At 63.2% G+C, this 23,959-nt stretch carries 21 protein-coding genes and 1 pseudogene; 14 read left to right on the forward strand and 8 right to left on the reverse strand.

Going from position 1 to position 23,959, the window contains the following annotated elements:
* The first annotated feature begins 23 nt into the window (after nucleotides 1-23).
* The gene (locus ABTW55_RS23265) at nucleotides 24-884 is read left to right on the forward strand and encodes an alpha/beta hydrolase (protein WP_033648247.1); all 861 of its coding nucleotides are present in this window, start codon (nucleotides 24-26) and stop codon (nucleotides 882-884) included.
* Here the strand turns inward: ABTW55_RS23265 and ABTW55_RS23270 are convergent.
* Nucleotides 868-1,773 carry a LysR substrate-binding domain-containing protein gene (locus tag ABTW55_RS23270; RefSeq protein ID WP_060420930.1) on the reverse strand — a complete coding sequence of 302 codons (906 nt, stop codon included), beginning with the start codon at nucleotides 1,771-1,773 and terminating at the stop codon, nucleotides 868-870. The two genes, ABTW55_RS23265 and ABTW55_RS23270, sit on opposite strands and share 17 nt — an antisense overlap.
* A 107-nt stretch (nucleotides 1,774-1,880) precedes the next feature.
* Here ABTW55_RS23270 and ABTW55_RS23275 point away from each other — a divergent pair, with 107 nt between their 5' ends.
* Together ABTW55_RS23275 and ABTW55_RS23280 are read left to right on the forward strand one after the other, a co-directional pair.
* Entirely contained in the window at nucleotides 1,881-2,627 is a 747-nt protein-coding gene (locus tag ABTW55_RS23275) for a sulfite exporter TauE/SafE family protein (RefSeq protein WP_060420933.1), read from the forward strand.
* Nucleotides 2,628-2,914: 287 nt separating this feature from the next.
* A complete protein-coding gene (locus ABTW55_RS23280; RefSeq protein WP_060422300.1) occupies nucleotides 2,915-3,181 on the forward strand; it encodes a hypothetical protein in 267 nt (88 codons plus the stop codon).
* A gap of 70 nt (nucleotides 3,182-3,251) precedes the next feature.
* On the opposite strand, the gene ABTW55_RS23285 is transcribed toward ABTW55_RS23280, so the two are convergent.
* Nucleotides 3,252-3,410, reverse strand: coding sequence for a hypothetical protein (locus ABTW55_RS23285; protein WP_154609293.1), 159 nt, complete (start codon nucleotides 3,408-3,410; stop codon nucleotides 3,252-3,254).
* A gap of 170 nt (nucleotides 3,411-3,580) precedes the next feature.
* Here ABTW55_RS23285 and ABTW55_RS23290 point away from each other — a divergent pair, with 170 nt between their 5' ends.
* From ABTW55_RS23290 to ABTW55_RS23310, 5 genes and pseudogenes are all read left to right on the forward strand, one after another.
* Nucleotides 3,581-4,636, forward strand: coding sequence for a P1 family peptidase (locus ABTW55_RS23290; protein ID WP_060420937.1), 1,056 nt, complete (start codon nucleotides 3,581-3,583; stop codon nucleotides 4,634-4,636).
* A gap of 62 nt (nucleotides 4,637-4,698) precedes the next feature.
* A pseudogene (locus tag ABTW55_RS23295) lies at nucleotides 4,699-4,932 on the forward strand (M55 family metallopeptidase); the annotation flags it as partial.
* Between the two features lie 265 nt (nucleotides 4,933-5,197).
* On the forward strand, nucleotides 5,198-7,420 hold the full coding sequence (locus ABTW55_RS23300) for a molybdopterin cofactor-binding domain-containing protein (protein WP_060420943.1): 2,223 nt from the start codon (nucleotides 5,198-5,200) through the stop codon (nucleotides 7,418-7,420).
* Complete coding sequence (locus ABTW55_RS23305; RefSeq protein WP_047567588.1) at nucleotides 7,420-7,878, forward strand: (2Fe-2S)-binding protein; 459 nt, start codon at nucleotides 7,420-7,422, stop codon at nucleotides 7,876-7,878. Before ABTW55_RS23300 ends, ABTW55_RS23305 begins: the two co-directional genes overlap by 1 nt.
* A gap of 11 nt (nucleotides 7,879-7,889) precedes the next feature.
* Nucleotides 7,890-9,194 (forward strand): cytochrome c, encoded by a 1,305-nt coding sequence (locus ABTW55_RS23310; RefSeq protein ID WP_060420946.1) that lies wholly within the window; start codon nucleotides 7,890-7,892, stop codon nucleotides 9,192-9,194.
* Between the two features lie 23 nt (nucleotides 9,195-9,217).
* Here the strand turns inward: ABTW55_RS23310 and ABTW55_RS23315 are convergent, their stop codons facing one another.
* A complete protein-coding gene (locus ABTW55_RS23315) occupies nucleotides 9,218-10,129 on the reverse strand; it encodes a LysR family transcriptional regulator (protein ID WP_033655268.1) in 912 nt (303 codons plus the stop codon).
* Nucleotides 10,130-10,280: 151 nt separating this feature from the next.
* Between ABTW55_RS23315 and ABTW55_RS23320 the strand changes: the two genes are divergently transcribed.
* Nucleotides 10,281-11,201 (forward strand): alpha/beta hydrolase, encoded by a 921-nt coding sequence (locus tag ABTW55_RS23320; RefSeq protein ID WP_060420949.1) that lies wholly within the window; start codon nucleotides 10,281-10,283, stop codon nucleotides 11,199-11,201.
* 43 nt (nucleotides 11,202-11,244) lie between these two features.
* On the opposite strand, the gene ABTW55_RS23325 is transcribed toward ABTW55_RS23320, so the two are convergent.
* Nucleotides 11,245-12,414: a cupin domain-containing protein gene (locus ABTW55_RS23325; RefSeq protein ID WP_060420952.1), complete on the reverse strand. Its 1,170-nt coding sequence runs from the start codon at nucleotides 12,412-12,414 to the stop codon at nucleotides 11,245-11,247.
* A gap of 287 nt (nucleotides 12,415-12,701) precedes the next feature.
* Nucleotides 12,702-13,613, reverse strand: a complete 912-nt coding sequence (locus ABTW55_RS23330; protein ID WP_033655263.1) for a LysR family transcriptional regulator — start codon at nucleotides 13,611-13,613, stop codon at nucleotides 12,702-12,704.
* Nucleotides 13,614-13,716: 103 nt separating this feature from the next.
* Between ABTW55_RS23330 and ABTW55_RS23335 the strand changes: the two genes are divergently transcribed.
* Complete coding sequence (locus tag ABTW55_RS23335) at nucleotides 13,717-14,283, forward strand: chromate transporter (protein ID WP_033634481.1); 567 nt, start codon at nucleotides 13,717-13,719, stop codon at nucleotides 14,281-14,283.
* Nucleotides 14,280-14,801 (forward strand): chromate transporter, encoded by a 522-nt coding sequence (locus tag ABTW55_RS23340; RefSeq protein ID WP_033655286.1) that lies wholly within the window; start codon nucleotides 14,280-14,282, stop codon nucleotides 14,799-14,801. Before ABTW55_RS23335 ends, ABTW55_RS23340 begins: the two co-directional genes overlap by 4 nt.
* A gap of 4 nt (nucleotides 14,802-14,805) precedes the next feature.
* On the opposite strand, the gene ABTW55_RS23345 is transcribed toward ABTW55_RS23340, so the two are convergent.
* The gene (locus ABTW55_RS23345; protein ID WP_060422303.1) at nucleotides 14,806-15,159 is read right to left on the reverse strand and encodes an AprI/Inh family metalloprotease inhibitor; all 354 of its coding nucleotides are present in this window, start codon (nucleotides 15,157-15,159) and stop codon (nucleotides 14,806-14,808) included.
* Nucleotides 15,160-15,569: 410 nt separating this feature from the next.
* On the opposite strand from ABTW55_RS23345, the gene ABTW55_RS23350 reads away from it, so the two are divergent.
* A complete protein-coding gene (locus tag ABTW55_RS23350) occupies nucleotides 15,570-17,186 on the forward strand; it encodes a serralysin family metalloprotease (protein WP_060420955.1) in 1,617 nt (538 codons plus the stop codon).
* Between the two features lie 43 nt (nucleotides 17,187-17,229).
* Here the strand turns inward: ABTW55_RS23350 and ABTW55_RS23355 are convergent, their stop codons facing one another.
* Nucleotides 17,230-17,880, reverse strand: a complete 651-nt coding sequence (locus ABTW55_RS23355) for a dihydrofolate reductase family protein (protein ID WP_060420959.1) — start codon at nucleotides 17,878-17,880, stop codon at nucleotides 17,230-17,232.
* Nucleotides 17,881-17,949: 69 nt separating this feature from the next.
* Complete coding sequence (locus tag ABTW55_RS23360; RefSeq protein ID WP_060420962.1) at nucleotides 17,950-18,951, reverse strand: alpha/beta fold hydrolase; 1,002 nt, start codon at nucleotides 18,949-18,951, stop codon at nucleotides 17,950-17,952.
* Between the two features lie 234 nt (nucleotides 18,952-19,185).
* Here ABTW55_RS23360 and ABTW55_RS23365 point away from each other — a divergent pair, with 234 nt between their 5' ends.
* Together ABTW55_RS23365 and ABTW55_RS23370 are read left to right on the forward strand one after the other, a co-directional pair.
* Nucleotides 19,186-19,617: a DcrB-related protein gene (locus ABTW55_RS23365; RefSeq protein ID WP_033655257.1), complete on the forward strand. Its 432-nt coding sequence runs from the start codon at nucleotides 19,186-19,188 to the stop codon at nucleotides 19,615-19,617.
* 31 nt (nucleotides 19,618-19,648) lie between these two features.
* Entirely contained in the window at nucleotides 19,649-23,959 is a 4,311-nt protein-coding gene (locus tag ABTW55_RS23370; protein WP_080435358.1) for an RHS repeat-associated core domain-containing protein, read from the forward strand.

The following is a 23,959-nucleotide window of genomic DNA, read 5'->3' on the forward strand; positions in this document are numbered from 1 at the left end:
CCTATAAAAAACAGGAAGTTAACATGGCATTAACCACGCATAAAATGGAAAGCGGCCTGGCCGTAACAGTTCGTTTACCTGAGAATCAGGCCAAAGTTCCGGCGATTATTCTGTGTCACGGCTTCTGTGGCATTCAGGAGCTGTTGCTGCCGGCCTTTGCCGAGGCCTTCGTCAACGCCGGTTTTGCGGCGGTGACGTTTGACTATCGCGGCTTCGGCGCTAGCGAGGGTGAACGCGGGCGGCTGGTGCCGGCGCTGCAGATTGAGGACATTCTGGCGGTGAGCCGTTGGGTGCAAACGCAGCCGCAGATCGACAGTGAGCGCATCGGCCTGTGGGGCACATCGTTTGGCGGTTGCCACGTGTTCGGCGCTGCCGCGGCCGAACCGGCCATCAAGTGCATCGTTAGCCAGCTGGCCTTCGCCGACGGGGAAACCATCGTGACGGGGAAAATGGCCGCCGATGAAAAACAGGCGTTCATCGCCACGCTGGACAAAATGGCGGAGAAGAAACAGGCCACCGGCAAAGAGATGTTTGTCGCCGTCACCCGGGTGTTGAGCGATGACGAGTCGAAAGCGTTCTTCGAGGAGAACAAGGCGCGCTACCCGGCGATGGACATCAAGATCCCGTTCCTGACCGTGCGCGAAACGCTGCGCTATCAGCCGCGCGACAATGCGGCGCGCGTCACATGCCCGGTGCTGGTGGTGGTGGCGGGCAACGATACCGTCAACCCGCCGGAGCAGGGCATCGCGCTGTATGAGGCGGTAGGCAGCGCGAAAAAGGCGCTGCACGTCGAGCAGAATGCGAAGCACTACGACATGTACGCCGGCCCGCATTTCGCCGGCATCATCGGCCGTCAGATCGCCTGGTTCAACGAGCACCTGTAATACCGTCCTCCTCCTGGCGCAGAAATGCCACCAGCCGCTGCGCCGGCAATGGCAGCTGCGCCCGTTCGCGCACCACGATCGACAGACGCCGGATCGCCCAGTCGTCCGTCAGCGGCAGGGCGTTGCGCAGGATCTCGGGCAGCCGCCGGGCGCTCTCTTCCGGCACCACCGCCAGACCGGCGCCGCGCAGCACCATGCGGCAGATGGCGTCGAAATTGGCGGCGCGCGCCCGCAGCCGCATCGGGCCGCCGCTGCGTATCGCCAGCTGCTCCAAATGCTGTTGCAGCGCGCTCTGTTCCGGCAGGCCGATAAAGTCGAAAGGCAGGGCGTCCGCAAAGCTGAGCTGGCGGCGGCCGCTGAGCGCATGCCCCGGCGGCAGCGCCAGCACCAGACGATCCTGCCGGAAGGGGTAGCTTGCCAGCCCGCGCAGATCGGCATGATCCGCCACGATGCCGATATCCGCCGCCCGTTCGGCGATCGCCTGCGCGATGGCCGGGCTGGGCAGCTCCTCCAGCGTGATGTCGGTGTACGGATGCAGCACCAGAAAATCCGCCAGCAGTTCCGGCAGAAAAGCGTCGGCGGCGACGGTATTGGCGACGATGCGCAGCTGGCTGCGCTGGCCCGGTGCGAACTCGGCCATGTCGCCGCGCAGCCGGTCGCGCTGCTGCAGCAGCACGCGCGCGTGTTGCAACAGGCGTTCACCGGCGGGCGTCGCCTGGACGCCGCGCGGATTGCGCGTCAGCAGCGCCACGCCGGCCTGTTGCTCCAGCCCGCGCATGCGTGCGCTGGCGGCGGCCAGCGACAGCCCGACGCGCTCGGCGCCGGCGGTGATGCTGCCGGTCTCGAGCACCGCCGCCAACAGCCGCAGATCGATAAAGTCAAAATGCATGCGTTCTTCCTCTGTCTTTGCCGCAGGCAGGCTCTGCCATTGCCGCATTGTGCCGTGGCGCGGCGCCGGCCACAATCGGGCCGTTGATTCGCCATAAGGATAGACGCATGTCGCTGACGTTACTCGAAATTGTCGCCCTGACGGGCATTTTTACGCTGGCCGGCACGGTCAAAGGGGCGATCGGTTTGGGATTACCGACGGTGTCGATGGGGCTGCTCAGCCTGATGATGCCGCCGGGGCAGGCCGCCGCGCTGCTGCTGTTGCCCTCATTGATCACCAACCTGTGGCAACTGCTGTGCGGGCCGCGGTTGGGGGCGCTGTGCCGTCGGCTCTGGCCGATGATGCTGTGCGTCACGCTGGGCACCTTGCTGAGCGCCGGCACGCTCACCGCCATCGACGGCCGCCTGGCGCCGCTGGCGCTGGGCATTTGCCTGACCGGCTATGCGCTGTTGGGTTTTACCCGTTTCGACTGGCGCGTTTCCGCTGCGGCGGAGCCGTGGCTGGGGCCGCTGTGCGGCCTGTTGACCGGCGTGCTGACCGGCGCCACCGGCGTGTTCGTCATACCGGCGGTGCCCTATCTGAACGCATTGGGCCTGGCGCGTGACGATCTGGTGCAGGCGCTGGGGCTGTCGTTCACCGTCTCGACGCTGGCGCTGGCCGCCGGATTAGCCTGGCATCAGGCGCTGCCCGGCGCGCTGCTCGGTGTTTCGCTGTTGGCACTGCTGCCGGCGTTGGCCGGCATGTGGCTGGGCGGGATCGCGCGTCGTCACAGCAGCCCGCTGATTTTTCGTCGCCTTTTCTTTATTGGGTTATTAATCTTGGGCGTTGAGATTATTTGGCGTTCAATTAATTGAATCGATAGCATCTACGTGTAATCAGGTTCGGTATATTATTCTGGGTTTTATTCTAATATGATTGTTTCCAGCATTGAGAATACACTTGCAGTCATTCTTGTCAAAAACAGCCCTTGTGGCAGCGGTTACGGAGCCAGTGGTTTCTGGGGGAATGGCAGTTCTACAGGAAATGGTTATGGCGGCAATGGCACTGAACCGAGAGAGGCCCGAGAATCCGGAACCAAACGCTAATTAACCGCTGCAATCCCAGCACAGAAGTAAAATTCTGTGCTTTTATGGGGTATATGATGAATAGATATGTTGTTTTTATAAAGAGTGATGAATCAAAAGTGCTAAGAAAGGACGTGGTTACACGCGAGATTATTAAGGATATGAAGCGGAAGGGCTTCAGAAAGCATCATGTCGAAGTAGAGGCTGATAACGAAAGCGATGCCGTTAACAAATTAAATAAGAACAGCAATGACTATTTGGATTCATTGAAAAATTTCTCCGGTGATTTATTGTTTTGCTCTATTTGTGTCATTGTTATGGTCATGGTTTATTTATTTAGGTGATCCATGATCTAGTGTTGAGTAATTCAGGTTTTTTATACTATACGACTGCCCGCCAAAACCCCAATAAGGCTCAGGCCTGCGCTCCACTCCAAATGGTCTCCTGCATGCCGGAGAGGATGCGTTCGCCGATTTCGCTCTCCCGTTCTTCATACCCGCCGTGGGCGATGACCCTGTCTTTGCCGTGCGTGAGGTCGCAGCGCTTGTGCGCTTTCAACACCCGTTGTTTCACTCGATAGCGGCGTCGCCCTGCCCGTAGGAGCGGCGGCAAAAAAGTCGTGCAGGCAATGAACGGCGATGGGGCAAGGCTATTTTTTCTGCCCGCTCCGGTTTTCAATTTACTGGGCGCTTACATTGCGCGATATTCTGGTTTTCTGATGGGCTAAGGCGGATGAGGGAACCATGACGGACAGCCAGGCGTTTGAACAACAAAGCCTCGACAATCTGCTGAGCTATTGGCGGCGCCATCGCCGCCTGCCGGGCGCGCGCTATCCGGCCGGCCCGACCGATACCCTGTGCGACGTGCCGGGCGTTAGCGTCGGGCATCACACCTTGGCCGACGGCGAATGCCAGACCGGCGTTACCGCCATCGTGCCGCCGGGCGATCTGTTCAACCAGCCGTTGCCGTGCGGCAGCGCGGTGCTCAACGGCTTCGCCAAACCGCTGGGGCTGGTGCAGCTGAACGAGCTGGGGGTGCTGCAAACGCCGCTCCTGCTGAGCAACACCTTCGCCGTCGGCACGCTGTTCAATGCCATGGTGCGGCGCAGCTGTCTGCGCTACCCGCAGATCGGCCGCGGCAGCGCCACCATCAACCCGCTGGTGCTGGAGTGCAACGACGGCTACCTCAACGATATTCAGGCGATGGCGGTGCGCGAGGAGCACGTCTTCAGCGCGCTGGATAACCATTCCACCCGCTTTGCGCGCGGCAGCGTCGGCGCCGGGCGCGGCATGAGCAGCTTCGGCCTGAAAGGCGGCATCGGCACCGCCTCGCGCTATTGCCCGGGGCTTGGCACCACGCTCGGCGTGCTGGTGCTGGCCAACTTCGGCACCCTCGACTCGTTGACGCTGAGCGGCGTGCGCGTTGGCCAGGCGCTGGGCAGGCTGCTGGCGGATCCGCCGCCGCAGGTGGACGCCGGTTCGGTCATTATCATCATCGCCTGCGATCGGGCGCTGGACAGCCGCCAGCTGAACCGCATCGCCCGCCGAGCGGGCGCGGGCCTGGGGCGAGTGGGCAGCCATTGGGGGCACGGCTCCGGCGATATCGCGCTGGCGTTTTCCACCCGGTTGCTGGGGGCGACGCTGCCGGACGAACGGCTGGAGCCGCTGTTTGCGGCGGCGGCGGACGCCACCGAATACGCGGTGTTGGATGCGTTGCTGAGCGCCGAGGGCGTCAGCGGTTTCCAGCGGCACGATCGCATGGCGCTGGGCCCGCTGCTCGATCGGCTGGCGGAAAATTAAATAACGGGAGCGTGATGTGAAAGTCTTTATCTCTGCGGATATCGAAGGTATCGCCGGCGTAACAGGGTAAACCGCGTGGGCTGTCGATGGCGGAAGGGCTGCAACACCAACGTTACGGCGGCCTGATGTTCATCGGCTACCACAGCGCCGCCGGTGAGCATGGCGTGCTGGCGCATACCATCAACGGCCGAGCCTTTTACCGCGTCAGCCTGAACGGCGAAGCGGTGGGCGAAAGCGATCTGTACGCGGCGGCGGCCGAGTTGAGCGTGCCGCTGTGGCTGGTGAGTGGCGACAACATGGCGGCGCCAATCCGCCTGCTCAGCGTCTTTTCGTATCTGGCGACGACGCAGAATTGATGCACGATGTGCGGGCTAGCCGCCCGCAGCGCACGATTCCTCAACGAAAAAATCCCTTATCAAGATTAGGCCTGCTGGATAATAGGCTACGCTAATTATTGCTCTGTTGCGCTATGTCACCCGACCGGCGCAACAAGCCATTCCCATAACAAGATTTGTTTCGCCGAAGGCAGTGACGCCTTCGGCTTTTTTGGAGTCATGAGCAATGAGCATATCCCAAGTTCCGCTTTCGCGGCGGCGGTTTATCGTCGGCGCCGGGGCGTTGGTGATCGGCGCCTATCTGCCGTCCACCGGCGCGCTGGCGCGGTCGAATGCCCCGGCCGCCTCTGGCGCGGCGGCGTTTGACGCCAACGCCTTCGTTCAGATCGGCGCCGACGGCGTCGTCACCGTCATCAGTAAACACACCGAAGTGGGCCAGGGGGTCTATACCGGCATGGCGACGCTGGTTGCCGAAGAGCTCGATGCCGACTGGGCGCAGGTGCGGGTCGTCGCCGCGCCGGTGGACACCCATATCTACAAAAACCTGAGCTTCGGATTCCAGGGCACCGGCGGTTCCAGCTCGGTGGCCAATGCCTATGAGCAAATGCGCCGCATGGGCGCCATGGCGCGTGCGCTGCTGGTGCAGGCCGCCGCGCAGAGCTGGAAAACCTCGGCGCAGGAAATTACCGTGCAGGCGGGCAAGATTCGCCATGCCGCCAGCGGACGCGAAGCGGGCTTCGGCGAATTCGCCGCGCTGGCCGCCACGCTGCCGCCGCCCGATCCCGCCAGCCTGACGCTGAAGGAACCGGCTAATTTCACCCTGATCGGCAAAACGCGCGGCCTGCATCGCGTCGATTCGCTGGCGAAAACCAACGGCAGCGCGCAGTTCTCGCAGGATATCCATGAGCCGGACATGCTGACCGTCACCATCAAGAAACCGCCGCGTTTCGGCGGCAAGGTGGCGGCCTTCGACGCCGAACGGGCGCTGGCGGTGCCGGGGGTGGTAGCGGTGAAGCAAATCGCCACCGGCGTGGCGGTTTACGCCAAAAATACCTGGGCGGCGATCCAGGGGCGGGAGCGGCTGAAGGTGACGTGGGACGATGCGCAGGCCGAACGGCGCAACACCGAGGAGATCTACGCCGAATTCCGCCAGGTGGCGCAGAAAACCGGCGTGGTGGCGAAGAGCCACGGCAAGCCGGACGAGGTGTTCGACAAGGCCGACAAGGTGATCGAGGCCGAATACACCTTCCCGTACGTCGCCCACGCGCCGATGGAGCCGCTGGACGGCTATCTGTTCTGGGACGGCGAGAGCGTCAAGGCGCGCTACGGCTGCCAAATTCAAACGCTCGATCACAAGCAGCTGTGCGATCTGTTCGAGTTGCCGCCGGACAAGGTGCAGATTGAAACCATTCTGGCGGGCGGCAGCTTCGGCCGGCGCATCGATTTAGGCAACCCGACGCTGGGGCCGGATCTGGCGGCCGACATGGCGGCGGCGGCCAAGGGCATCGGCCCCGGCCACGGCGTGAAGGTGGTATGGACGCGCGAGGACGACATCCGCAACGGCTGGTATCGCCCGATGATCCTGCACCGCCTGCGCGGCGCCATTCGCGGTGGCAAGGTGGTGGGCTGGACCGATACCGTGGTCGGCCACTCCTGGACGCGCCACAGCGCGATGGATGCGCTGGTGGTCAACGGACTCGATCAGATGATGGTCGAGGGCGCCAGCGAAGTGTCATACACCTTCGAAGCCTTCCGCTGCGATGCGCACATTGTGCCCGGCAAGGTGCCGACCACCTCGCTGCGGTCGGTCGCCAGCACCCACACCGGCCACGCGGTGGAGAGCTTTATCGATCAACTGCTGCAGGAAACCGGCCAGGATCCGGTCGAAGGGCGGCTGGCGCTGATGGGCGACGCGCCGCGCGCGGCGGGCGCGCTGCGGGCGGTAGCGAAAGCCGCTGACTGGCAGGGCGCCAAGGTGGTGGACGGGCGCGCGCGCGGCGTGGGCGTCGCCAAGGCGTTCGATACCTATGTGGCGCAGGTGGCCGAGGTGTCGATCGGCGAAGGCGGCATCCCGAAAGTGCACAAGGTGTGGTGCGCGGTGGACTGCGGCGTGGCGGTGAACCCCGATGTGATCCGCGCGCAGATCGAGGGCGGCATCGGCTACGGCCTGAGCATGGCGCTGTACGGCAATATCACGCTGAAAGACGGCGTGGTCGAACAGTCCAACTTCAATAACTTCCGCCCGCTGCGCATCGATGAGATGCCGGAGATCGAAGTGATCATCGTGCCCTCGAGCGAGAAACCGACCGGCGTGGGCGAGCTGGGGGTGCCGACCATCGCCCCGGCGGTCGGCAATGCGCTGGCGCTGCTCGGGCGGCCGCGCACCTCGCTGAGCCTGCCGCTGCATAATCCCACCGCGAACCCGGCGTCTGACAAGGAGAGAACCTGATGATTCAATTAACCGTAAACGAGCAGCCGCTGACCTTCGAGGGCGATCCGCACATGCCGCTGCTGTGGTTCTTGCGTGACGAAGCCGGCCTGACCGGCACCAAGTTCGGCTGCGGCATCGCCATGTGCGGCGCCTGCACCGTGCATCTGGACGGCGTGCCGGTGCGGTCGTGCATGACGCCGATTTCGGCCGCCGTCGGCAAAAAAATCACCACCATCGAAGCCGTGGGCGCCACGCCGGAAGGCAAGGCGGTGCAGGAGGCCTGGCTTGATCTGGACGTGGTGCAGTGCGGCTACTGCCAGTCCGGCCAGATCATGAGCGCCAGCGCGCTGCTGGTGCAAAGTAAAAATCCGAGCGATGCGGACATCGACGCGGCGATGGGCGGCAACGTCTGCCGCTGCGCCACCTATGTGCGCATTCGCGCCGCCATCCACCAGGCCGCCAAGGCGTTGGGTTAGGGAGAGATGCGATGAGCAACGCCTTGAAAGGGCTGTTATGGCTGATTATCGTCGTGGTGGTGTTGGCGGGAGGATATGCGCTGTACACGCTGCTGCGGCCCACCGGCGCGGAGCCTGCGGCGCCGATCGCCGGAGCGCCGGCCGGCATCACCGATAAACTGGCGCGCGGCGAGTACCTGGCGCGCGCCGCCGACTGCGTGGCGTGCCACACCGCGCCGGGCGGCACGCCTTATGCGGGCGGCTTCGCCTTCAAACTGCCGTTCGGCACCATTTACGGCACCAACATCACCGCCGACAAGGAGACCGGCATCGGCAACTGGAGCGACGATCAGTTCGTACGCGCGGTGCGTGAGGGGATCGGCCCGCAGGGCAACCTGTATCCGGCGATGCCGTACACCTCCTACACCGGGCTGAGCCGCGACGACGTGCTGGCGATCAAAGCCTATCTGTTCAGCCTGCCGCCGGTGAAGCAGGCCAACCCGCAAAACGATCTGTCGTTCCCGTTCAACCAGCGTTGGGGCATGAAATTCTGGAACCTGGCGTTCTTCCATGAGCAACGCTTTACGCCGGATCTCAACAAGGACGAGCAGTGGAACCGCGGCGCCTATCTGGCGACCGCGCTGGGCCACTGCGGCGAGTGCCACACGCCGCGCAATCTGGGGTTCGGCCTCAACCAGAGCAAGCACCTGAGCGGTGAAGTGGTGCAGGGCTGGTTCGCCGCCAACATCACGCCGGACAAACAGACCGGCATCGGCGGCTGGAGCGACCAGCAGCTGTCGCAATATCTGGCCACCGGCCATGCGCCGGGGCGCAGCAGCGCCGCCGGCCCGATGGCGGAAGCGGTGGAAAACAGCCTGCAGTTCCTGACGCCGGAAGATAATCTGGCGCTGGTGAAATACCTGCGCGATATCGAACCGATCGCCGGCGACGCCGCCGCGGCGGTGAATCTGCAGCCGAAGGGCGCGGGGGCTTCCACCCCGATCCTGCCGGGCGGGCAAGAGCAGTCGCTCGGGCGGCGGGTGTTCGCCAACGACTGCAGCGGCTGCCACCAGTGGAACGGGCCGGGCCGCCAGAGCGAGTATGCGTCGCTGGTGGGCAGCACGGCGGTGAACGATCCGCAGGGGCGCAGCGTGGTGCAGGCCATCCTGAAGGGGACGAGCATCAGCATCGGCGAACGGCATGAAATGATGCCGGCGTTCGGCAGCGCCTATTCCGACGAGGAAGTGGCGGCGGTCGCCAACTTCGTGGTCGGCCATTTCGGCGATAAGCAGGGCAAAGTCACCGCCAAACAGGTGGCGGAGCAGCGCAAGCAGTAAAGCGAAAAGGCGCGCGGGCCGGTTTAGCCTGCGCGCTTCTCGACCAGAAAGTCCAGCAGCGCCCTGACCTTGGAAGACATGTGCTCACGGGAGGGGATATACAGGTAGAAGCCGGGAAACGGCTGCGACCAAGGCTGCAGGATCCGTACCAATTCACCGCGTTCCACCAGCGCCTTCACGGCGAAATCAAAGTGCTGAATAATGCCGACATGCTGCAACGCGGCGCGGATCATGCCGTCGTCGTCGTTGGTGATCACGCTGCCTTGCGGCTCGACGGAAAAGGTATGGCGCGCGTGCCGCTCGATAGTGGAAAACTCCCATTGATAAATGGCACCGCTGGTTGCGTGACGAAAAGCGATGCAGTTGTGGTTGACCAGATCCGCCGGCGTGGCGGGCGTGCCGTTACGGCTGAGGTACTGCGGCGTGGCCACCGCCACCAGTTCCACCTGCGGGGTGATGGGGATCGCCACCATATGCTCGGCGAGGCTTTCACCCAGCCGCACGCCGGCGTCGTAGCCTTCGGAAATGATGCTGGCCATGCCGTCGTCCATCACCAGCTCAAGCTTCAGCCTGGGATAGCGCGCCAGAAATTCACCGACATGCGGTTCGATAAAGTGCTTGGCGGCCGTGCGCGAAGCATTTATCCGCAGCAGCCCCGCCGGCTCGTGGCGGCTCTCTTCCAGCGTGCCGACGGCGTGTTCGATCGCGTTGAGGGCGGGAGCCAGGGCCTCGAGCAGGCGTTGTCCTTCCTCCGTGAGCGACATATCGCGGGTAGTGCGGTAGAGCAGCTTGACGTTCAGCTGTTTTTCCAGCGCCTTTAGATTTTGCGACAGCGCGGCGCGGGAAACGCCCATTTGGGCCGCCGCTTTGGTAAAGCTGCGATGCTGCGCGATATGCGCGAACCACGCCAGTGAGGGAAGCAGGGAAGGATCCATCGATACGTTCCGCATTGTAAATCACAGCTTAACACTGTAGTCCATTCCCTGGGCTTCTCAAAGAACAATACGGCGTCTAAAGTGAGCGTTATCCCAGCGGAAGCGATGCCGAGCGCGTTTCCCGAGCCAGCAACCCTGTGAGGAACTCATGATGAAAACGGTCAAAATCAAACGTCAGTATTGGGACATCGCGGCGGATATTCATTTCCCACCGGATTTCGACGAGCAGAAAAAGTACCCGGCGATCATCAGCGCCCACCCGATCGGCAGCTGCAAAGAGCAGACCTCGGGGAACGTCTATGGCGCGGCGCTGGCGAAAGCCGGTTTTGTGGTCATCGCGTTCGACGCCAGCTTCCAGGGCGAGAGCGGCGGCGAACCGCGCTTTATCGAAGATCCCACCCAGCGCGTGGAAGATTTTCGCGTCGTGACCGATTATCTGGTGACGCTGGATTACGTTGACGACCAGCGTATCGGCGTGCTCGGCATCTGCGGCGGCGGCGGTTACGCCATCAACGCCTCGATGACGGAGCGGCGCATCAAAGCGGTGGCGACCATCACCGGCGCCAACTATGGCCGGGTGATGCGCGAGGGCGTGTTGGCCAATGGCGATCCAGTGGCTTTTCTTGAGGATATTGCCCGGCAGCGCACCGCAGAGGCGCACGGTGCGGCGCTGCGCGTGGATGTAGGCCTGTATCCGAGCGTTGAGGCGGCGCAACAAGACGGCGCCGATATCGATCTGCGCGAAGCGACAGAGTACTACCGTACGGCGCGCGGCGAGAAGCCGAACGGCGTAAACAAGACGCTGTATTCCCACAACGCGGCGGCCGTAGGCTGGGACGCGTTCCACCTGGCGGAAGTGCTGCTGACCCAGCCGCTGTTGGTGATCGTCGGCGGCAAGCCCGGTCTGTTCGGTGCGTTGCGCGACGGCTATGAGATTGTGCGCCGCGCCAAATCGCAGCACAAAGAGCTGGTGGTGGTGGAAGGCTGGTCGCATTACGATCTCTACGACAAACCGGAGCCGGTAGCCCGGGCGCTGGAGAAGCTGGTGCCATTCTTTAAAACCACGCTGTAAGGGGCAGGCCAGGGGGCGAGGGAGCTTCTCCCTCGCCGTGGCGTCAGCGGCTGCGGCGCGACATGACCCGCTTGTCTTTCGGCCGATCTCGCCAGTCTTCAACCTGGTTATTGAAGTTGTCCGCCAGCAGGTAGGCCGGGGTTTTCGCCAGCCAGTCGGACAGCGAAATGTCCTGATAAATGCCGTTGTCCATCACGATCAGCACCTTCAAATCCTCATCGCCGATGTTCTCGATGTAATGGCCGAAGCCCTGCGGCACGTAACCGACGTCCGAAGGGGCGAACTCTTCCGTCTGCGCGTGGCCGTGCGAGCTGAACACCGTCATGCGGCCCTTACCGGCAATATAGTATTGCCATTCGTTGGCATTGGGGTGCCAGTGCAATTCCCGGATCGCGCCGGGTTTCACGATCTCGATGATGCCGGTCATGGTGGTTGAGATGGGAAATTCTTTCGACGACACCAAATGGACGCTGCCGGCGTCATTTTCAAAGAACGGTTTTTGCTTCATTAATTCATAGCGGTGGGTCAGCGGGGCGTTATTTAATCCGCCGTCGTTTTTCGGCAATGGCAAGGTGGGCGGAACGGCGCCGCCGACAATATAGGCCTCGCCCTGTTTGGCCTTGGAAAATACCGCCGCCGGCATGTTGACGCTTTTTTCCAATACCTCTTTCGGCATATGCGCCACCCAATCGGTAATGCTGAAGGTGCCGAATTCGGAGAAGTGCCCATTATCGAACGCCAGAATAAAATGCGCGCCGTCTGCCAGCGCCTGAATGGAATGGCCATAGCCTTTCGGGAAATACCACACGTCGCCGGGGCCGAAATCCGCCACCTCGCATTTTCCCTCGGGATCGAGGATGGTGATGCGAGCATGGCCTTCCAGCATAAACGCCCATTCGGCGGCGATGGCGTGCCAGTGCAGCTCGCGCACGCCGCCCGGCTCCAGCGTCATGTCCACGCCCGCCACGCCTTCGGAGATCGGAAATTGCTCGACGGTGGCTTCGCGCGCCCAGCCGCTGGGCAGGCTGCGTTTCTTGCTGTCGGTGAATTTGTATTTATAGAGATGCTGCGCATCGGCAGGCGGCTGATAGCTGCTGGGGGGGACGATATTGCGATGATCGTCGGCAGCGGCATTTTTTACGATGCCGCCGATCATGCCGGCGGCGGCCGCGCTGACGGCGGAGACTTTCAATATATCACGACGCGATAGCATAGCATTTTCTCCAATATAAAACCGCGCGTCTGAATAGGCAGGCGCAGGGAAGGCAAAATTGCTCTTAAAAGGTGTTTTGTCATCGGCGAAATAGGCTGCGACCCTTAAATCCTAGCGGCTGGAATGTATTGCGTAGGCGCTTATTTGTTTGCGTTTGTTACTAAGTGAGAGCGGGTTTAATTAATTAATCGGAAGTTGAATAGTCATTAAGTGGAATTAAATTTAGTCGCCGAATAGTTTAAATAAATAATAAACGAACTTCATTTATTATTGGCCGTTCGGGCTTTTTATGACTGCGCCACGGTCTCCAACACCAGCTGACGAAAGCGCTCGACGATCGGCGAAGCCGGGCTGCGGCGCAGCGCCAGGTAAAGCGGGGCGCTGAGCTGCGCCTCTTCGGCGAGGGTGCGGTAGACGATGCCGTCGCCGCCCAGCCGCCGCATCGAGCCGGGCACCACTGACAGCCCCAGCCCGGCGCCCACCAGGCTGAGGGTGGCCGGCAGGCGCGGCGCTTCCTGCACGATGCGCGGGCTGAAGCCGGCGCGGTGGCAGGCGGCCAGAATGGCGTCGTACAGCCCCTGGCCGGCCGGGCGGCGATAGAGAATAAACGCCTCGTGGGCCAGTTCGGCCAACGGCAGCGGTTGCTGCGTCTCATGCGCCAGCCGGTGGCCCAGCGGCAGGGCGACGATCATCGGCTCGCTGAGCACCGGCTCCACGCTCAGGCCGGGAATGCCGCTGGCCGGCGAGCGCACGAAGGCGGCGTCGAGGCGCTGTTCCAGCAACGCCTCCATCAGTTCGCCGCTGCCGGCCTCTTCCAACTGAGTGGTAATGCCCGGCAGGATGTCGCGGTAGCGGCGCAGCAGGTTGGGCACGAACGGGTGCAGCGCGGCGGAACTGGTGAAGCCGATGGCGATGTGGCCCTGCTCGCCGCGGGCGGCGCGCTGCACCGCTTCGCGCAGGCGTTCGGCGCGCGCCAGCAGGGCGCGGGCCTCTTCGAACAGCACGCCGCCCGCCTCGGTGACGCGCACGCCGCGCGGCAGGCGCTGCAACAAGGTTACGCCCAGCTCATCTTCCAGCCCCTGCAGCAGGCGGGTCAGCGGTGGCTGCTGGATAAACAGCCGCTCGGCGGCGCGGGTGATGTTGCCTTCTTCCACCACGGTGACGAACGCCCGCAGGCGACGCAGTTCGATCATTGCCATACCTCAAAGGTATCTTTAGTTGTTTAGGAATGCATTAGACATCATGGCACGGCGGCGCGCATGATACCAGACATCAAAACAAGCGATGTGGAATGGCAATGTCATGTCAGATATCAATACGTTAAAACCGCACCCGGCGGCAGCGCCGGGCAACGCGGAGCTGTTTGTGGGCTTTCTGTGGCTGGGGCTGATCGGCTTCGGCGGCGTGCTGCCGCTGGCGCGCAGCATGTTGGTGGAGCGCCGGCGCTGGCTGAGCGGCGAACAGTTTACCGAGCTGCTCGGGCTATGCCAGTTCCTGCCCGGCGGCAACGTCATCAACCTGTCGGTGGCGGTGGGCATGGAATTTCGCGGGTTGCGCGGCGCGCTGTGCGCCTTGCTGGGCCTCATCAGCGCGCCGACGGCGATCGTGGTGGGGTTGGGCGTGGTCTACGCCCGCTTCCAAAACGATCCGCATGTGCAGCATGTGTTCGCCGGGCTGGCCGCCGCTGCCGCCGGGCTGCTGCTGTCGACCGGGATCAAGATGCTGCTGCCGCTGCGCGGTAAATGGCCGGCGCTGGCGATCGTCGCGCTGGCATTGATCGCCATCGCCTGGCTGCGCCTGCCGCTGTTGCCGACCATGCTGGTGCTGGCGCCGCTGAGCATTCTGCTGATGTGGCGGTGGCCGTCATGAGCGGGGTTTTAATTGCGCTGGCGCTGATCTTCACCGAGCTCTCGCTGCTGGCGTTCGGCGGCGGCATGACCATTCTGCCGGAGATGCAGCGGCAGGTGGTGGAGGTGCATCGGTGGATGAGCGCCCAGGAGTTCAGCGCGCTGTTCGCCATGGCGCAGGCCGCGCCGGGGCCGAACATGATGATCGTGCCGCTGGTCGGCTGGCACGTGGCCGGTTGGGCGGGGCTGCTGGTTTCTTCGGTCGCCAAGTTCGGGCCGTCTTCCATCGTTACGTTGCTGGTGATGGGCGCCTGGCGGCGCTTTAAGGATCGCCCGTGGCGCCGCATCGTGCAGGCCGGTCTGGTGCCGCTGACCGTGGGGCTGGTGGCGGCCAGCGGCATCTTGATCGCCGAGGCTTCTGCGCCCAGCTGGCGGCTGGCGGCGATCGTGGCGCTGGCGACGGGATTGAGCATGAGCAAGCGCCTCCATCCGCTGTGGGTGCTGGCGGGCGGCGCGCTGCTCGGGTTGCTGTTCGCCTGAGGGATTAGCGCGGGATCAGCATAAAGCGCGAAGGGCGGTTGCGGTCGATCAGCTCATAGCGCTTCGGCGCGGTCAGGGCCAGAAACGCCACCATGCCGCCTTCGGCGTCGGTCAGCGTCATGCCGTCCGGCGTCGGCCGCCAGGCGACCGGCAACGTTTGCAGCGCCAGCGGCTGCAGGCACTGGGCGGAGGCGCTGAAGCGGAAGGCGTTGGTGTTGGCTACCGCTTCGTCGCTCAGCTGCACCTCGCAGACGGCTTTACCGTCGCCGATGGCGGCGAGCTGCCAATCGCCCTTCAGCACGGCGGGTTCCAGCAACGGCAGTGAACTGCCCAGGGCACTGCTGCACAATACGCTCATAACGACTCCCGTCAGGCTGGCGCGGCGCAAGGCGCGCATAAGAAAAAAGGTTGGCATCGGGTCACTCCTTTCGGCTTTCCGTTCACACTTTAGCACGTACCCCCGTGCTGATGAGGGAAGGATTAGGTTTTTTAATCCTCGATTATTCTGATCTAACCGGCGATAAAATGCGCAAAAAGACGAATGATTAACCCGTTAATGCACTTATTTTTCTCATTAATATAGTGAGAATACAAATTGTTACGAGTATCTTCATCTCAATGCCCGGCACGGTGAAGCCAGGCCGAGCGGGCTCGCGCCGCCGGGGTGAGTCACTATACTGGTCATTCCTAAGCCTTGGCTTAGATTAGAACGACTGATGAATAGTCTTACAAAGCGAGTGGGTTCCTATTGTGTAAAAGGAGAATGCAATGAGCAGTCGCTACAACGACATTTTGCAAGATGATGATGAGTTCACCAGCCTGGCCGCCACATCCCCCAACGATCATAACTATCAATTTTACTATCACCAGCCCGGCAGCCCCTATGACGGATTGGGCTACGGCGCGCTGTTTACGCTGGACAACGCCAACCTCTACAGTAACCAGCGCGGTGGGGCAGCCATCAACAACTTGGGTAAAATCCGCGATAACTTCAGCTTCGATCGCGCCGCCGACCAGCTGACGCGGCCGGGCCTGACGCACAACGGCGATCAGGTGTATCATCAGCCGATCGCGCTGACCTATTCCTTCCTGACGCAGAGCGCGCTGAACCGCATCGGCCAGACCGGCGACGGCGACAAGGGGCTGCAGCCGCTGACCCAGGCGGCGCAGGCGCAGGCGCTGAAATCGATGCAGGCCTGGGCCGACGTGGCGAACGTGACCTTTACCGAAACGGCGTCCACCGATATCAACCATCGCGCGGACATCACCTTCGCCTACTTCACCCAGCGCGCCGACGGCAGCACCGCTGAGGGCAGCGGCCCGAATGCCATTAATGCTTACGCCTATTACCCGCCGAGCTCCAAACCGGGCAGTGATAACGCCTTTGCCGGCACGGTGTGGTTCAACAAGAACTTCGCCACCCATCAGGCGCCGGTTAGCGGCGACTTCAGCAGCCAGACCTTCACCCACGAGCTGGGGCATGCCCTGGGGCTGGCGCATCCGGGATCTTATGACGCCTCGTTGGGCAACCCGAGTTACCAGAACGACGCGGCTTACTATCAGGATTCGCTGCAATACTCGATCATGAGCTATTTCAACGCCGGTTACACCGGCGCCGACACCAAAGGGGTGTATGGCTATGGCCCGATGGTGGATGACATCGCCGCGATCCAAAAATTGTACGGCGCCAACATGAACACCCGCACCGGCGACACGGTGTACGGCTTTAACTCCAACACCGGGCGCGATTTCCTGACCGCCACGGCGGACAACGGCAAACCGGTCAACTTCGCGGTGTGGGACGCCGGCGGCAACGACACGCTGGACTTCTCCGGCTACAGCCAGCAGCAGATGATCAACCTGAACGACGGCGCGTTCTCCAGCGTCGGCGGCGGCACGCAGAACGTCGCCATCGCGCGCGGGGCGATCATCGAGAACGCCATCGGCGGCAGCGGGCGCGATGTGATCATCGGCAACGATCAGGACAACCTGCTGGCGGGCAACGCCGGCTCCGACATCCTGTACGGCGGCCTGGGGGCGGATCATCTGTGGGGCGGCAAAGATGCCAACAACTTCACCGACTATTTCGTCTATCTCAATGCCAAAGAGTCCACGGTGGCGGCGTTCGACGTGATTGAAGACTTCGAGCACGGCATCGACAAGATCGATCTCTCCGGCCTGCGCTTCAACAACAGCCTGAGCGAGCTGCGCTTTATCGACAGCGGCAGCGCCTTCAGCGGCCAGAAAGGCGAGATCCAGCTCAACTTCGACGCCTTCAACGGCACCACCGATCTGTTGATGAACACCCAAAGCAACAGCTATGCCGCCGACTTCAAGATCCATGTGGTCGGGCAGGTGGAGCAGAGCGATATTCTGTTTGCCTGAGGGCGATGCAGGGGAAAGAGAAAAGGGCCGAACGGCCCTTTTTTTACGGCTGGGCCACCGCCGCGCTTTCCACCACGAAGGAGCCGGTCGTCACCGCGCCGGCGCGGCGGTAGTGGGCCACGATCACGCCGCCGGGCGAGACTACCGATTGGGCCAGCGTGAAGGCCGCCGGCGCCGCGTTGTCATCGAACAGCCGTTTGCCGCTGCCGAGCAGCACCGGGTAGGTGAGCAGGCGCAGTTCGTCCACCAGATCGTTGGCCAGCAGCTGTTGCATCAGCGTGCTGCTGCCCTGCACCAGCAGTATCGGCCCCTGCGCGCGTTTCAGCTCGCGCAGCCGGGCGAGGATGTCCCGCCCCAGCCACTGGCTGTTCTGCCACGCCAGCGTCTCGCCGTGGTGGGTGGCGACATACTTGGTGGCCTGATTGAACACGCGGGCGATATCGGCGGATAACGGGTCGGCCTCGTCGGTGATCTGCGGCCAGTAGCCGGCGAAAATGTCGTAGGTGCGCCGCCCCAGCAGCAGATCGAACGGCGCGGAGAAAAGATCGCCCATCGTTTCCGCAATGGCGTCATCCCAGTAGGGGGCTGTCCAGCCGCCTAAGCGAAAGCCGCCGCTGCGGTCTTCGTCCTGCCCGCCGGGCGCCTGCATCACGCCGTCGAGGCTGACGAAGGCGCTGGCAATAATCTGTCGCATGGCTGTCTCCTGCCGTTGAGTGCCAGCTGAAAGTTTAGCCGCCGCGCGGCGGCTGCGCCAACCGGCCGCTCAGGGCTGCAGCGCCTTGAGCAACGCCTGATGGAAACGCTCTGGCTCCTCCATTTGCGGCGCATGGCCCAGCCCGGCGAACTCGATCAGCGTGGCGTGCGGGATCAGCTTCGCCGCCTGTTTGCCTAACACGTCATAATGCCCGATCCTGGCCTTGACCGCCGGCGGGGCGATATCGCTGCCGATGGCGGTGGTGTCGGCGGTGCCGATCATCAGCGTAGTGGGGGTTTGCAGATCCTTGAACTCGTAGTACACCGGCTGGGTGAAGATCATGTCGTAGATCAACGCCGAGTTCCACGCCACCAGGCGATGGCCCGGCCCGTTGTTCAGCCCGGCCAGCATATCCACCCAGCGATCGTACTCCGGCTTCCAGTTGCCGCCGTAGTAGGTGCGCTGCTCATAGTTGCGGATGCCCTCGGCGGAGGTGTTCAGCTCGCGCTCGAACCATTGATCGACGCTGCGCCACGGCACGCCTTTGGCCTTCCAGTCCTCGAGGCCGATCGGGTTGACCATGACCAATTGCTCCACTGCCTGCGGATACATCAGGCTGTAGCGCGTGGCCAGCATGCCGCCGGTGGAGTGGCCGATGACGATGGCCTTGCTGATTTTCAGGTTCTGCAGCAGGCCGTGGGTGTTTTGCGCCAGCTGCTGGAAGCTGTACTGGTAATGCGCCGGCTTGGTGGAGGAGCAAAAGCCGATTTGATCCGGCGCGATGACGCGGTAACCGGCCTTGCTCAGCGCCTTGATGGTGTCCTGCCAGGTGGCGGCGCAGAAGTTTTTACCGTGCAGCAGCAGCGCGGTGCGGCCGTTGGCGGCACCTTCCGGCGGCACGTCCATATAGCCCATTTTTAACGGCTGCCCCTGCGAGGTGAAGCTGAACTGCTGCAACGGGTAAGGGTAGTGAAAGCCCTGCAGCTCCGGGCCGAACTTAGGCGTTTCGGCGGCGGCGGGGAACGCGGCCAGCGTGGCGCACAGCAGCGCGCGACGGGTGAATCTCAGCATCCTGATCTCCTGAAAAACGGACGATAGCCGAGTATAGCCACAATCAGGGCGTCGGCGCGCCAGCAGTTTCAGATAATTCTGTAATGTTACGGCCCGATCCCGGGCAAGGTTCCGGCCACGGCCTTGTACACAGTGAACGCGGTCACGCCGCGCAATATTGGCGGAGCCTGAAGGTTTTATTTCAAGGCTAAGTTATGCGATGCTTAAGCATTATTTATGCAAAAGGATCCTCGCATGTCCGCTTTATCCCGCTGCGCTTTCAGCGAAGGCAGCGTCGCTTTGCCGGAAGGTTATGCCGATCGCACCGTCAACGTGCTGTTGGCCGGCGATGATGTTTCCCCCTCAATCAATATTTCCCGCGATGCGCTGCAGCCGGCGGAGAACCTGGAAGGCTACGTCACCCGCCAGCTCGACGCGCTGGCGCAGGGGCTGAAAGGCTGGGCATTCAAAAGCCGCGAGCCGGCGACGCTGGGCGATGGATTAACCGCCGGTGAATGGGTGCGCGCCAGCTACCTGCGCGACGGCAAGCGCATCTGGCAAAACCAGGCGGTGTTCGCGCTGGCGGAGGGCCGGGTGCTGGTGTTCACCCTGGCGATGGCGCGCAAGCTGACGCCGCAAGACGACGCGCTGCTGCAGCAGGTGCTGAGCAGCTACCGGGCGGCCTAACGATGAACTCTTTGCGTAAAAGGACCTTACGATGACCGAAGCGGCTCGCGTCGGCGATACCATCGGGCATTCCCATGCCCTGGCCGGCATGATTGCCGGCACGATTGTCGGCGGCCTGATCGCCGCCGCAGGCGCGGTGGCGGCGGGTGCGCTGTTCGTCGCCGGCCTGGCGGCTTCCTGTATCGGCGTCGGCGTGCTGCTCATCGGCGCCAGCCTGGCGGTGGGGTATCTCACCGGGGAGGCGGCCACCGCGGCGCGCGACGGCATTGCCGACGCCGGCGCCGGTAGCCTGACCCCCAAAGGCAATATCGTCACCGGCTCCCCCAACGTCTTCATCAACGGCAAACCCGCCGCGCTCGCCACCAACAGCCAGGTGGCCTGCAGCGACGACGGCCCGAGCATGCAGATGGCGCAGGGCTCCGACAAGGTCAGCATCAACGGCCAGCCCGCCTCGCGTGTGGGGGACAAAACCAACTGCGACGCGCAGGTGATGGAAGGTTCTCCCAACGTGTTTATCGGCGGCGGCACCGTCACCACCTTGCCGATCAAGCCCGAAGTGCCGGATTGGTTGTACAAGGTCTCTGACCTGACGCTGCTGTTCGCCGGCCTGGTGGGCGGCGTGGGCGGCGCCGCCGGCAAGCTGGGGGCGCTGGGCAAACTGCTGGGCAAGCTGCCCGGCATCAACAAGCTGGCGCGCATCGCCTGCCGCGCCGGCACCCTGATGACCGCCACCGCCGCCGTCGGCATTATCGCCCGGCCGGTGGATATCGTCAGCGGCCAGAAATTCCTCGACGGCGAAGACGATCTCGATTTCGTGCTGCCTTCGCGCCTGCCGGTCGCCTGGCAGCGCTATTGGCGCAGCGGCAACCCCGGCGACGGCGTACTGGGCCGCGGCTGGAACCTGTTCTGGGAGAGCAGCCTGCAGCCGTATCAGGACGGCCTGGTGTGGCGCGCGCCTTCCGGCGACTTCGTCGCTTTCCCCAGAGTGCCGCGCGGCCACAAAACCTACTGCGAAGCCGAAAAATGCTGGCTGATGCACAACGACGACGGCAGCTGGCAGCTGTTTGACGTCGGCGAACAGATTTTCCACTACCCGCCGCTGGCGGGCGACCAGCCGAGCCGGCTCAGCATGATCACCGACGCCATCGGCAACGCCACCTCGCTGTTTTACGACGACGAGGGGCTGCTGAGCGAACTGGTGGACAGCGCCGGGCAGCGCCTGATGTGCCGCTATGCGCAGGGCCGCCTGCGCGAAGTGGCGCTGCAAACCGCTGAAGGCGAACGGACGCTGGCGCGCTACGATTACGATGAGCAGGGCCAACTGACGACGGTGAGCAACCGTGCCGGTGAGGTAACGCGCCGCTTCGGCTGGCGCGACGGCCTGATGATCAGCCACCAGGACGCCGCCGGGCTGCTGAACGAATACCAATGGCAAGAGATTGACGGCGTGCCGCGCGTGACGGCCTACCGCAACAGCGCCGGAGAATCGCTGGAGTTCGGTTATGACTTCGCCGGTGGGCGCCGCAGCGCGGTGCGCGGCGACGGCAAGCGCGCGGAGTGGCGGCTGGATGACGACGACAACGTGGCGCAGTACACCGACTTCGACCAGCGCCGCTACGGTTTTATCTACCAACGCGGCGAACTGTGCAGCGTGCTGCTGCCCGGCGGCGCGCAGCGCCAGAGCGAATGGGATCCTTACGGCCGCCTGCTGTCGGAGACCGATCCGCTCGGCCGCGTGACGCGCTATCAATATTCGCGCAACAGCGGCCGGCTGTTCGCCGTCGCGTACCCGGACGGCAGCAGCGAGGCGCAGCACTGGGATACGCTGGGGCGCCCGACGCGCTATGTCGATGCGCTGGGCAATGCCACGCTGTACCGCTATCCGGATGACGAAGAGAGCCTGCCGGCCGGCGTGATCGACGCGCTGGGCGGGGAAGTGAAGCTGGAGTGGGACGCCCGCGGCCAGCTGACGCGCTACACCGACTGTTCCGGCAGCGTGACGGCTTATACCTACGATGCGCTGGGGCAACTGACGGCGCAGACCGATGCCGAAGGCCACCAGACGCGCTACCGGTGGGATAACGGCGGGCGCTTGCACACCCTGATCCACCCGGACGGCGGTGAAGAGCGCTTTAACTGGAATGCACACGGCCAGCTGGCCGAACATCAGGACGCGCTGGGCAGCCTGACCCGCTGGCAGTACAACGCCCTGGGGCTGCCGGTCAGCATCACCGACCGCATCAACCGCACCCGGCGCTATCACTACAGCCCGCAGGGCTGGCTGACGCGGCTGGAGAACGGCAACGGCGGCGAATACCGCTTCAGCTACGATGCGGTGGGCCGCGTGCTGGCCGAAGAGCGCCCGGACGACACCCGCCACTATTATCGCTACGGCGCGGCCGGGCTGCTGGAGGAGCACCGCGAGGTCGGCCTGCCGGGCAGCGCGGGCGAGCTGACGCAGCGCGAACAGCGCTTCCGCTTCGACGAGGCGGGGCAGCTGGTCTGGCGCGGCAACGCCAGCGCGGAATGGCATTACCGCTTCGACGCCATGGGGCGGCTGCGCGAGCTGAACCGCCTGCCGACCGCGAGCGGCGCGGCGCTGGGCATCGAGCCGGACAGCGTGCAGATGCGCTATGACGCCGCCGGGCGGCTGCTCGGCGAGCAGGGCGTGAACGGCGAGCTGCAATACCAGTGGGATGCGCTGGCCAACCTGCAGGCGCTGACGCTGCCGCAGGGCGATCGCCTGCAGTGGCTGTATTACGGCTCCGGCCACGCCAGCGCCATCAAATTCAACCAGCAGGTGGTGAGCGAGTTCACCCGCGATCGCCTGCACCGGGAAACCGGCCGCAGCCAGGGCGCGCTGCAGCAGCAGCGGCGTTACGACGCCATGGGCCGCAGCAGCTGGCAGAGCAGCGCCTTCGGCCACGACAAACTGACCCGGCCGGAAGACGGCGTGCTGTGGCGCGCCTATCGCTACACCGGCCGCGGCGAGCTGGCCGGGGTGAGCGACGCGCTGCGCGGCGAAGTACACTACGGTTACGACGCCGAAGGCCGCCTGCTGCAACACCGCGAGCCCAATCAGGGCAAACCGGGCGCACGGCTGGTGTACGATCTGGCGGATAACCTGCTGGGCGAGCGTAGCCCGCAGAACGACATCGACGCGCACCTGCCGCTGGCGCCGATCGCCGATAACCGCCTGACGCACTGGCAAAAACTGTTTTACCGTTACGACGCCTGGGGCAACCTGATCAGCCGGCGCAACGGCCTGTATGAACAGCACTACCGCTACGACGCCGACAACCGGCTGGTGCAGGCGCATGGCCGCGGCCCGCAGGGCGAGTTCGAGGCGCAGTATCATTACGACGCGCTGGGCCGCCGCAGCCGCAAGGCGGTGCGCTACAAGGGCAAAACCGAACAGACGACCCGTTTCCTGTGGCAGGGCTACCGGCTGCTGCAGGAGCAGCGCGACGACAGCAGCCGCCGCAGCTGGAGCTACGATCCGGCCAGCCCGTGGAGCCCGCTGGCGGCGCTGGAGCAGGCGGGCGACAGCCGCTCGGCAGATATTTACTGGTATCACACCGATCTGAACAGCGCGCCGCTGGAGGTGACCGACGCGGCGGGCAACCTGTGCTGGTCCGGGCAATACGACACCTTCGGCAAGCTGCAGGGCCAGACGGTGGCCGGCGCGGCGCAGCGGCAGGGCGCGCAATACCAGCAGCCGCTGCGCTACGCCGGGCAATATCAGGACGACGAAAGCGGCCTGCACTACAACCTGTTCCGCTACTACGAACCCGAGGTGGGGCGTTTCACCACGCAGGATCCGATAGGGTTGCGCGGCGGGTTGAACCTGTATCAGTATGCGCCGAACCCGCTGATGTGGGTGGATCCGTTGGGGTTGACAAATGAGGATGTAACGACATTCTATCATGCTGGTGATATTAAAGGAGCAATAGACCCTTCTTACGGAAACGGACTAAAAGACTTTGATCCAGCAGGCAAAGGTGGATTCTATGTTACGACTGATAGAGCTCAAGCGGAAAGGTGGGCTCAGATGAGAACCGACCGAAATATGTCTATAACTCAATTTGATGTGCCAAATTCAGAATTAGCCAAACTTAATATTAAAACGTTTGGTTCAGCAAATGCAGAGTGGGCTGAGTTTGTCACGAAGGCTAGAGCAGGAACTCTTGCACATTCATATGATGCCGTGAGTGGCCCTATGCTATTGAATTTAAAAGATTTCAGGAGAGGGGGTAAACCTAGGGCTGGTGGTTCCCAATTTGCAATATATAGTGATAAAGCAGCAACAACATTTAATAAATACAAATCAGGATGTAAGTAA

Origin of the sequence: Serratia sp. SM04 (assembly GCF_040280225.1) — a bacterium.
Classification (GTDB): Bacteria; Pseudomonadota; Gammaproteobacteria; order Enterobacterales; family Enterobacteriaceae; genus Serratia; species Serratia sarumanii.